Genomic DNA, 12,064 nt, shown 5'->3' with positions numbered 1-12,064 from the left:
GGGGAGACGGCGTCGCGGTTCGTCGCGGATCCGTTCGGGGATGGGGAGCGGCTGTACCGGACGGGGGATCTGGTGCGGTGGCAGCCCGAGGGCACGTTGGAGTTTTTGGGGCGCGCGGACGAGCAGGTGAAGATCCGTGGCTATCGGGTCGAACCCGGTGAGGTCGAGGCGGTACTCGCCGGCCTGCCGGGGGTGAACCAGGCGGTGGTGGTCGCCCGCACCGACAACGGCGTCACCCGCCTGGTCGGCTACGTCACCGCACATCGCCCCACCCCGCTCGACCCCGACCGCGGGGACGCCTCCGCAACGGGTCCCGGGGACGCCTGCGCGGCGGATCGGGGTGGATCGCTTGATCCCGATCAGCTTCGGGTCGCGGTGGCGGCGGTGTTGCCGGACTATCTGGTGCCCGCGGCCGTGGTCGTGCTGGCGGCGTTTCCGGTTTCGCCGAACGGCAAGCTGGACCGCCGGGCGTTGCCCGCGCCGACGTTCACCGGCGGGGCGAGCACGGGCCGGGTGCCGGCGACGCAGACCGAGCGGCTGCTCGCGGGGCTGTTCGGGGAGCTGCTCGGCGTCGACGACGTGGGTCTCGACGATGCGTTCTTCGCCCTGGGTGGGCACTCCCTGCTCGCCGCCCGCCTCATCGCCCGCGTCCGCGCGGCGACGAACCTGCCCGTCTCGATCCGCTCGGTGTTCGACGCCCCGACGATAGCCACCCTCGCCGCCCACCTGGACGCGCTCGACGCGCAGCCCAGCTATCCCGCGCTCACCGCGGCCGACCGACCGGACCCCCTGCCGCTGTCGGCAGCCCAGCGGCGCCTGTGGTTCCTCCACCGGCTCGAAGGCCCGTCGAGCACCTACAATCTGCCGTTCGCCACCCGGCTGACCGGTCCGCTCGACGTCCCGGCCCTGCGTGCCGCCGTCCAGGATGTCGTCGCCCGGCACGAGACCCTGCGCACCGTCTTCCCGGAGGTCGACGGGACGCCGGTGCAGCGCATCCTCGACGACGTCACCGTGCCGTTCTCGTACCTCGATATCACCGAAGATCGACTTGCGGCCGCGATCCGTGACGTGCACGAGACGCCGATCCGGCTGGAGACCGAGATCCCGATCCTGGTCCAGGTGCTGCGGGTCGCCGCCGACGACCACGTCCTGGCCATGGTCATCCACCACATCGCCGGCGACGAGGGCTCGACCACGCCGTTCCTGCGCGACCTGGCGACCGCCTACGCGGCCCGCCTGCGCGGCGGCGCCCCGGCCTGGTCACCCCTTCCGATCCAGTACGGCGACTACACCCGGTGGCACCAGGAGCTGCTTGGCGCGCCGGACGCGCCCTCGGAGCTGGCCGAGCGTCAGCTCGCCTACTGGACGACGATCCTGGCCGGCCTTCCCACCCAGGTGGAGCTGCCCGCCGACCGACCCAGGCCCGCGGTCCCCGTCGCGGGCGGTGGGCGGGTGCGGGGAGAGATCCCCGCGACGACCATGGCAGCGCTGCGTCCGCTGCTCACCCAGACCGGAACCAGCGAGCTCACGTTGGCGCACCTGGCCGTCGCGGTCACCCTGCACAAGCTCGGCGCCGGCGCCGACATTCCCCTGGGCGCACTGGTTGCCGGCCGCGTCGACCCCGCCCTGGAGCCCCTGGTGGGCTTTTTTGTGAACACGGTGGTGGTCCGACTCGACCTCTCCGGTGACCCGACCCTGCGCGAGCTGCTCTCCCGGGTCCGGCGTAGTTCGCTGGACGCCTACGCCCACGCCGACGTCCCGTTCGACAGCGTGGTGGAACGGGTCAACCCCGAGCGCGCCGCGGGCCGCCATCCGCTCGTCCAGACCCTCGTGGACTACTGGAACCCGGCGACCGGGAACCCGGGGCTCGACGGTCTCGACCTGGCACCGCTGGAATCGGCCGAACCGGCGGCCGCGAAGTTCGACCTTGGGTTCACCTTCACCCCGGCCGCTCGCGGTGGTGGCCTGCTCGCCTCCGTCGAGTACGACGCCGACCTGTTCGACCGGGTGAGTGTCGAACGCATTCTGGCGCGTCTCGGTCGCGTGCTCGCCGCCTTCGCGGGGAACCCGGACCTTTCCCTGTCCGGAGTGGGTGTTCTTTCCGCCGAGGAGCGCGAGCTGCTGCTGCGCGAGTGGAGCGGGGTTGCGGCACCGAATCCGGCCGCGCTGCCCGCCGGCTCCGATTCCGCCGAGGCTGTCGGCGCGGATCCGGTTTCGTTCTCGTCGGTGGTGGGTGTGTGGGATGGGGTGGTGGCTGCTGGTGGTGGTGAGGTGGCGGTGGTGTGTGGGGGTGTGTCGTTGTCGTTTGGTGAGGTGGATCAGGTTGCGTCGNGGTTGGCGGNGNNNNTGNNGTNGGTGGGGGTGGGGCCTGAGGTGCGGGTGGGGGTGGTGGTGCCGCGGGGTGTGGAGGTGGTGGTGGTGATGGTGGCGGTGTGGAAGGCGGGGGGTGTGGTGGTGCCGGTGGATCCGGTGCATCCGGTGTCGCGGGTGGGTGTGGTGGTGGGGGAGGCGGCTCCGTTGGTGGTGGTGACGTCGTCGGTGGTGGCGGATCGGGTGGCGCAGGCGGGATTCTCGGGTCGGACGATTTTGGTGGATGACCCGGATTCCTGGCCGAGGACGAGTGCGGGGGCAGGGTCGGAGGCGGATTCGGGCTCGGATGTGTATGTGCAGGCGGGTTCGGATTCGGTTTCGACGGCGGGGTCGGGTTCGGTGGGGTTGGGGGCGGCGGCGTATGTGGTGTTCACGTCGGGGTCGACGGGGCGGCCGAAGGGTGTGGTGGGTACGCATGGTGGTCTGGTGAATCTGGCGTTGGCGCATCGGGCGGCGGTGATCGATCCGGTGGTGGTGCGGCTGGGGGGCCGGCGGTTGCGGGTGTTGAACGTGTTGTCGTTCGCGTTTGACGGGTCGTTGGATCCGCTGGTGTGGATGTTGGCGGGGCATGCGATGCATGTTCTGCCGGATGGTCTGATGGGGGATGCGGCGGGGATNGTGCGGTTGGTCCGNGNNGAGCGGATNGATTTTGTGGACGTGCCGCCGTCGTTGTTGGAACTGCTGGTGGATGACGGTTTGCTGTCCGGTGGGTGGGTGCCNTCGGTGGTGGCGACGGGGGCGGAGGCGGTGGGTTCCCGGTTGTGGGATGCGCTGGGTTCGGCGCNGGGTGTGCTGGGGTTGAATTTCTACGGGCCGACGGAATGCACGGTGGATGCCACCTGGACGCCGGTGGAATTCGGGGTGGGGCCGCATATCGGCCGGCCGGTCGCGGGGCTGCGGACCTTTGTGCTGGATGGTGCGTTGTTGCCGGTGCCGGTCGGTGTGGCTGGGGAACTGTATGTCGGCGGTGTCGGGGTGGCCCGNGGGTATGCGGGTCGGCCGGGGGAGACGGCGTCGCGGTTCGTCGCGGATCCGTTCGGGGATGGGGAGCGGCTGTACCGGACGGGGGATCTCGTGCGGTGGCAGGCCGACGGCACGCTGGAGTTCCTGGGCCGCGCGGACGAGCAGGTGAAGATCCGTGGCTATCGGGTGGAGCCGGGTGAGGTCGAGGCGGTGCTGGGTGGGCTGCCGGGGGTGGGCCAGGCGGTGGTGGTCGCCCGCACCGACAACGGGGTCACCCGCCTGGTCGGCTACGTCACCGCCGACCAGCCCACCACGGTCGACTCCGACCGGGGTGGCGCTCGCGCGGCGGATCGTGGGGACGCCTCCGCAGGGGATCGGGGTGGATCGCTTGATCCCGATCAGCTTCGGGCTGCCGCCGCGGTGGTTCTTCCGGACCATCTGGTGCCCGCGGCCGTACTTGTCCTGGCGGCGTTTCCGGTTTCGCCGAACGGCAAGCTGGACCGCCGGGCCCTGCCCGCGCCGACGTTCACCGGCGGGGCCACCACCGGCCGGGTGCCGGTGACGCCGACCGAGCGTCTGCTCGCGGGGCTGTTCGGGGAGCTGCTCGGCGTCGACGACGTCGGCCTCGACGACGCGTTCTTCGCCCTGGGCGGGCACTCCCTGCTCGCCGCCCGCCTCATCGCCCGGATCCGGACCGAGACCGGCGCGGAGACGCCTGTCCGCGCCGTCTTCGACACCCCCACCGTGGCCGGCCTCGCGGCGGTGCTGGACGCCGAGCGACCCCCCTCGGCGCGGATTCCGCTCGGCCCCCGGCCCCGGCCGCAGCGGCTGGCGCTGTCCGCCGCCCAGCGTCGGCTGTGGTTCCTCGACCGGCTCGAAGGCCCGTCGAGCACCTACAACGTCCCCTTCGTGGCCCGGCTGCGCGGCGACCTCGACGTCGCCGCCCTCACCGCCGCGTTCGACGACGTCGTCGCCCGGCACGAGTCCCTGCNCACCGTCTTCCCCGACGACGGTGGCACGCCCTACCAACGGATCCTGACCGAGTGCCGGGNGGCGGTCAGCCTCGTCGAGACCGGCGAGGGAGAGCTGCCCGCCCTGGTCGCCGAGGCCGTCGGTCGGCCGTTCGACCTGGAGACGCAGCCGCCGCTGCGCGTGCACCTGTTCCGCCTCGCGGCCGACGACCACGTGCTCGGGCTGGTGGTGCACCACATCGCCGGGGACGAGTGGTCGACCGACCCGCTGCTCACCGACCTGGCGACCGCGTACGCGGCCCGCTCGGCGGGCGCCGCGCCGGCGTGGCGGCCGCTGCCCGTCCAGTACGCCGACTACACGCTGTGGCAGCAGGAGCTGCTCGGTGATCCCGACGACCCCGACAGCGTCCTCGCCGGCCAGCTGCGGTACTGGACGCGGACCCTCGCGGAGCTTCCCGAGGAGATCCCGCTGCCCGTCGACCGCCCGCGCCGCGCCGGGTCGCCACCGCGCGGCGGGGAGGTGCGTTTCCCGGTTCCCGCCGGTGTCGTCCAGGGCCTGCGCGACCTCGGCCGCGACACGGGCACGACGGAGTTCATGACCGCGTGCGCCGCCGTGACGGTCCTGCTCCACAAGCTCGGCGCCGGCCGCGACATCCCGCTCGGTGCGCTGTCCGCGGGCCGCGGCGACGAGGCGCTGCACCACCTCGTCGGCTTCTTCGTCAACACCGTGGTGCTGCGCACCCGCCTGGACGGCGACCCGACGCTGCGCGACCTGCTGCTCGACGTGCGGGAGACGGCGCTGGACGCCTACGCCCACGCCGACGCGCCCTTCGACCGGGTCGTCGACGCGGTCAACCCGGAGCGGGCCGCGCGGCGGCACCCCCTGTTCCAGACCATGGTCGACTTCCGTGAGGCCGGGACCGCGGCGGCCGGGCTCGCCGGGATCGACGTCTCCGCCATGACCGCCGGCGACGCCACCACCGACGGCGANGGCGACACGACAGGCGACGGCGACACGACAGGCGGCGACGACACGACAGGCGACGGCGGCACGACCGGTGGGGCNAAGTTCGATCTCGCGTTCGACTTCACGCCGCGTGCGGACGGCACCTACGACGGCTGCGTGGAGTACGACGCCGACCTGTTCGACCGGGCCACGATCGAGGGTTTCGCCGCACGGCTCGTCCACACGATGCGGATCCTCGGCACCGCCGCCGAGACGCGGTTGTCCGCGCTGGACGTGCTCAGCCCCGACGAGCGGCAGCGTCTGCTCGTCGAGTGGACCGACACCGCCACCCCGGTGGCCGACACGACGGTGCCCGTGCTGTTCGCCGCGCAGGCGGCCCGCACCCCGGGCGCGCTCGCCCTCGTCGACGGCGACGCCCGGCTGAGCTACGCCGACCTCGACCGCCGGGCCGACGCCGTCGCCGCCGGGCTGCTCGCCCTCGGCGTCGGCACCGAGGACGTCGTCGGCGCCCACCTCGACCGCTGCGCCGACCTGGTCGCGACGCTGCTCGGCATCCAACGGGTCGGCGCGGCCTTCGTACCGCTGGAACCCGGCTGGCCCGCCCGCCGGATCGCCGACATCCACCGCACGGCCCGGCTGCGCGCCGTGGTCAGCGCCACCGGAACCGGGCTGCCCGACGAGCTCGACGTGCCCGTCCTCCTCGTCGGCGACCTCCCGGCCGCGTCGGCACCCGTCCCGGTCGCGCCCCTGCACCCGGACGGCCTCGCCTACGTCATCTACACCTCGGGTTCGACCGGCACCCCGAAGGGGGCGATGATCGGCCACCAGGCGATCGCCGCCCGGCTGCTGTGGCAGCGCGGGCTGCTGGACTTCGGCCCCGGCGATGCCGTCCTGTTCAAGGCCCCGCTCGGCTTCGACATCTCGGTCAACGAAGTCTTCCTGCCGCTGGTGACCGGCGCCACCCTGGTGATCGCCAGACCGGGCGGCGAGCGGGACGTCGACTACCTGCTCGAGCTGATCACCCGGCACCGGGTCACCTTCACCTACCTGGTCGCCTCGATGCTGGACATGCTCCTGCAGCTGCCCGGCATCGACGGGGCCGCCGGCACGCTGCGCCACGTCTGGTGCGGCGGCGAGGCCCTCACCCCCGAACTGTTCGGGCGCTTCCGCGCGACGCTCAACGCGGTGATGTACCACGGGTACGGCCCGGCGGAGGCCACCATCGGCGTCAGCCACGACATCTACCGCGACGACGCCGAACGGTTCGGCATCAGCATCGGCCGGCCCAACCCGAACACCCGCCTGTACGTGCTCGACGAGGCGCTGAACCCGGCGCCCGTGGGGGTGCAGGGCGAGCTGTACGCGGGCGGCCTCCCGCTCGGCCGCGGCTACGTCGGCGACCCGTGTCAGACCGCGGCCCGGTTCGTGGCCGACCCGTGGACGCCCGGGGCCCGGCTCTACCGCACCGGCGACCTCGCCCGGTGGACGGCCGTCGGCACGCTGGAGTTCGTCGGGCGGGCCGACCACCAGGTCAAGATCAGGGGGATGCGGGTCGAGCTCCAGGAGATCGAGGCCGCGCTCGGCGAGCACGACCACGTGCGGCAGGCGGTCGTCACGGTGCACCGCAACCCTGGCGGCGCCGCGCATCTCGTCGGCTACGTCACCGGCCTGCCCGGCGTCCCTGGCCTGCCCGGCGTGCCCGGTGCGGAGCCGGACGTCGAGGGCCTGCGCCGGTGGCTGGCGGGCCGGCTGCCCGACCACATGGTGCCGACGATCATCCAGTCGCTGGACGCCATCCCGCTGACGCCCGCGGGCAAGGTCGACCGGCGGGCCCTGCCGGCCCCGCAGCTGCGGGGCACCGGCCGGGAGGCGGGCTCGGCGACGGAGAAGACGCTCGCCGGTCTGGTTGCGGACCTGCTGGCGGTGGCGGAGGTGGGCCCCGACGACTCCTTCTTCGCCCTCGGCGGGGACAGCATCGTCTCGATCCAGCTCGTCGCCCGAGCCCGCGCGGCCGGGCTGCGGATCACCCCCGGCGACGTGTTCACGCATCGCACCATCGCCGAGATCGCCGCAGCCGCCGACGCCAGGGCGGCCGCCGAGCCCGCGGGACCGCCCGCCGCCACCCACCCGGCGACGGGACCGGTGCCCCTCACCCCGGTCATGCGTGCGGTCCTCGAACGCGACGGCCTGCGGTCCCGGTTCGCCCAGACGGCGGTGCTGGTGGCGCCGGACGGGTTCGACCTCGCCGCGATCGAGGCGGCGGTGGGCGCTCTGCTGCGCCGCCACGACGTCCTGCGCGCCGTCGTCACCCCGGACGTGGACGGCTGGGCCATGGTCGTCCCGCCCTTCGCCGAGCCGCAGCGGCCGGTCGTGCGCCGCATCGTGCTCGGCGACGGCCCGGATGCGCCGTCGAGTGCCGCGGTCGTCCGCGCCGAAACGGCCGCGGCGGCGGACCGGCTGGACCCGACGGCGGGACTGCTGCTCCAGGTGGTCTGGTTCGACGGCGGGCCGGCGGGCGGTCTGATCTCGGTGGTCGCGCATCACCTCGCCGTCGACGAGGTGTCCTGGCGGATCCTCGTGCCCGATCTCGCCGACGCCCTGCGGCGTGTGCGGACCGGGCTCGCACCCGACGACACGCCGATCGGGACGTCGTTCCGGCACTGGGCGCTCGGCCTGGCCGACGCGGCGGTCCTGCCGGCCCGGGTCGCCGAGCTGCCGATGTGGCGGGAGATGACCGGCGGCGACGAGGCCCCGCTGGGCGCGCGGCACCTGGACCCGAGCCGCGACCTGAACTCCACGCTGCGCACCGCCCGGGCGGAGCTGGCGGCCGGGACGACCCGCCCCCTGCTCACCGACGTCCCCGAGGCGTTCTTCACCGGAGTGGACGACGTCCTGCTCGCGGCCCTGNGCCTCGCCGTCGCGAGCTGGGGCCGCGACCGCGGCCGCCACGCCCCCCACCTGCGCATCGCGCTCGAGGGCCACGGGCGGGAGGAGGAGGCCGTGCCCGGCGCCGACCTGTCCCGGACGGTCGGCTGGTTCACCACCGTGTACCCCGTGCGGCTGGACCTGACCGACGTCGATCTCGACGACGCCCTCGCGGGTGGTGCCTCCGCGGGACGGCTGGTCAAGGCGGTCAAGGAGAACCGGCGGGCGATGGCCGACCACGGCCTGGGCTACGGGCTGCTGCGGTACCTCAACCCGGCGGCCGGCGCCGAGCTGGGCCGGTCCCCGGCGCCGCAGATCGTCTTCAACTACCTGGGTCGGTCCAGCGGCGAGGCCGATCGGGGCCCGTGGTCGACGGCGGCCGGCTTCGCCGATCTCGCCGGCTTCTCCGACGAGTCGGCCCCGGCCGCCGCCTGCCTGACGGTCACCGCGCTCACGCAGGACACCGACGCCGGCCCCGTCCTGCGCTCCTCCTGGTCCTACCCCGCCGAGCTGTTCGGCGACGGTGAGGTCGACGCCCTCGCCGCGGCGTGNGGCACCGCGCTCGCCTCCCTCGCCGAACACGTCACCAGGGGCACCGGCCGCGTCGGCGGCGCCGGCAGCGGGCACACCCCGTCGGACATGCCCCTGGTCGACCTCGACCAGAGCACCCTGGACGCCTTCGAAGAACGGTGGCGGATCCTGTGAGCGGGCCGNCTCCGGACGCCCGTCACCGCTGTCCCGACGGTGTGCCGGCCGTTCCCGGACGGCTTTTCCGTCCCCGTGCGCCGCCGCCGGCGGCGATTCTCAGCCAGCATCTTTCTCCGAACACGGCCAGGCCGATTCGGCGATTTCGTGCGCCCTTTTTTCGTGGCCCTCCAACAATGGCTCGACTCGGCTATCCGTCACCAACGTTGCGAAACCGCAGATGGTGGGGTTAGGCTCACCTTAGTGACGGATGGTCAACCGGGCCGGAGTGTTCGACGATGCGCCGTGAACCCGGCGGTCGGCTCCCCGTCAAGAGCAATGAGACCGGCTCTCCTTAGCTACTCCTAGTTGCTGGCAGATCCTGACGACTGCCACGAGACGAGGACAAACGCATGCACATCCCCGTGACTGGTGGACGCCCACGGAGTCGTCGCGACATCCTGTTCTTCGGCGCTGCCCTGGGTTCCACCGCTTTGCTGAGCGCCTGCGGCGGGGACACCACGGGTCCGACGGCGACCAGCACGGCCGGAACAGCCGGAACGGCCGCGGGAGCGTTTCCGGTCACCATCAGGGACACGTTCGGGACGGTGACCATCCCGAAGGCGCCGAGCCGGATCCTCTCGCTCGGCCGCACCGATCACGACGTCCTGCTCGCCCTGGGTATCGTGCCGATCGGCGTGTTCCAGTTCACCGAGGAGATGAAGCGCGGCGTCGGCGTCTGGGCGGAATCGAAGCTGGGCACCGTCACACCGGAGTTCTTCAGCCCGCCGTTCGACTACGAGCAGGTCGGCCGGCTGCATCCGGATCTGATTCTGGACGTGCAGTCCCGAGGCGACAAGGACGAGTACAAGTCGCTGACCGCGTTCGCACCGACCGTCGGCCTGCCGCNGGACCGCGACCCGAACTCCGTGCCGTGGCAGCAGTCCACGGACGTCATCTCCACCGCGGTCGGCCGCGAGACCGACGGTGCGGCGCTGGTCAGCAGGACCGAGGCACTCCTCAAGAAGGCGGCGGCGGACAACCCCACGTTCGCCGGTCGCACCGTCACCATTCTGCTGGCCTGGGAGGGAGAGGTCGCCGTCTACTCGTCGGCGGACACCCGCACGCAGGTCGTGACGGCNCTCGGGCTCACCCCGTCGAAATATGTGACGAGCCTGGGCACGGAGGAGGCCTTCGTGAGCCTGTCCGCGGAACGGATGGCCGACGCGGACGCCGACGTGGTCATCGTCCTGAGCCAGCAGGGTCTGCCGAAGGAGAAGACGCTCGCCGAGTACCCGCAGATCGCGCGGATGGCGGCCGTCACGGAGAACCGGGCGGTCTTCCCGGACAACAACACCGGGCTCGCGCTCTCGTTCGCCTCGGTGCTGAGCATCCCTTACGCCATCAAGGCTCTGGTGCCCCAGATCGGGGACGCGCTGCGGTAGGCCCGGCTACCTGGCCAGCCCGGTGACCGGCCGCCCCGTCGGCCGAATGGCCGTGCAACCGAATGGCCGTGCAACCGAATGGCCGAAGGCCCGTATGACGGCGCTCGACTGGAGCCCGCTCCACGCGTTCGAGGAGAGATGGNGTACCCGTGAACCGCTCCAACATCGAGGAGGTCCTTCCCCTCGCCCCCCTACAGGAAGGCCTGTTCTTCCACGCGATGGCGGACAGCGACGCCGCGTACACCGTCCAGACGATCCTCGAACTCGAGGGGGCACTGGACCCCGCGCGGCTGCGGGCCGCCGCGCAGGCCCTCGTGGACAGGCATGNCAACCTGCGGACGGCGTTCGTCGTCGTCCCCACCGGAGCGGTGCAGGTGGTGCTGCGCCAGGTCGACGTGCCCTGGACCGAGGCTGAGGCCGAAACTGTGGCCGGTGCCGGTGCCGGTGCCGGTGCCGGTGCCGGCTCGGGTGGCTCCGGTCCGGGGGTTCGGGGACTGGCGGCGGCGGAGCGGGCCCGGCCGTTCGTCATGGACGCGCCGCCGCTGATCCGTTTCCTGCTCATCCGGACGGGGCCGCGGGCACACCGGCTGGTGATCACCAGTCATCACATCCTGCTGGACGGCTGGTCGGCGCCCCTGCTGCTCAGAGACCTTTTCTCCCTCTACGCCGGGGTGCCGGCCCCACGGCCCCGGCCCTACCGGGACTACCTGACGTGGCTGGCGGCCAGGAACCGCGACGAGTCCCTGGCGGTCTGGCGTCGGGTCCTCGACGGGCTGACCGAGCCGACGCTGCTGGCCGCCACCGCCCCACCGACTCCTGCCACCGTGCCACCGACTCCTGCCACCGTGCCACGCACTCCCGCCGCCCCGCCCACTCCCATGGTCGGGAACGCGGGCGAGGCCGGAGCCGGGGCTCCGGGCGGGGACGTCACGGCGGCGGCGCCGGACCATATCCCGGTCCCGCTCGCCGCGGACATCCAGCAACGCCTGCGGGGCCTGGCGCGCGACAGCGGCGTCACGCTGAGCACCGTCGTCCAGGCGGCCTGGGCGATCACACTGAGCCGGTTCGTCGGGCGCGGTGACGTGGTGTTCGGCGCGACGGTCTCGGGCNGCCCGCCGGAGATCGCCGGGGTGGAGTCGATGGTCGGCCNGTTCATCAACACCGTCCCCGTCCGGGTCACGGTGGACCCGGCGGAGACGGTCGCCGCCCTGCTGGGACGGCTGCACCGGACCCAGAGCGAGACACTGGACCATCACCACCTCGGGCTCGCCGAGGTCCAGGCGCTGACCGGGCTCGGAGCGCTGTTCGACACCCTGGTGGTGGTCGAGTCCTATCCGGTCGACAACGCCGCGATCGACCGGGTCCGGGCGGCCCTCGGCGTCGAGATCACCGCCGCGCGCACCGAGGACGCGACCCACTACCCCCTCACGCTGGTCGCCGACCCCGGCGCCGAGCTGCGACTGGAGCTGGAGCACCATCGCGGGCTCCTCGCCCCGCACCGCGCCCGCGAGGTGGGCGAGCTGCTAGGCGAGGTGTTCGCGGCGATGGTGGAGGCCCCCGACGCGCTGCCGGTCGCCCGGCTCGCCGTCGCCGCACCGCCGCGGTTCGCGGCGGAGAACGCCGCCGAGAACGTGGGGCCGGAGCATCCGGTTTCGTTCTCGTCGGTGGTGGGTGTGTGGGATGGGGTGGTGGCTGCTGGTGGTGGTGAGGTGGCGGTGGTGTGTGGGGGTGTGTCGTTG

3 pseudogenes are annotated in these 12,064 nt (G+C 72.9%); all 3 read left to right on the top strand.

Going from position 1 to position 12,064, the window contains the following annotated elements:
* Positions 1–9,293 precede the first annotated feature (9,293 nt).
* Positions 9,294–9,789, top strand: a pseudogene (locus tag UK94_RS76690) (ABC transporter substrate-binding protein); the annotation flags it as partial.
* 1 nt (position 9,790) lies between these two features.
* Positions 9,791–10,021, top strand: a pseudogene (locus UK94_RS71990) (iron ABC transporter); the annotation flags it as partial.
* A 1-nt stretch (position 10,022) separates the two neighbouring features.
* Positions 10,023–10,325, top strand: a pseudogene (locus UK94_RS71985) (iron ABC transporter); the annotation flags it as partial.
* Positions 10,326–12,064: the final 1,739 nt, after the last annotated feature.

Origin of the sequence: Frankia sp. AvcI1 (assembly GCF_001420875.1) — a bacterium.
GTDB classification, from domain to species: domain Bacteria; phylum Actinomycetota; class Actinomycetes; order Frankiales; family Frankiaceae; genus Frankia; species Frankia alni.
The sequence above is the reverse complement of the archived record's forward strand: the minus strand, read 5'-3'. Positions and strand labels throughout refer to the sequence as shown.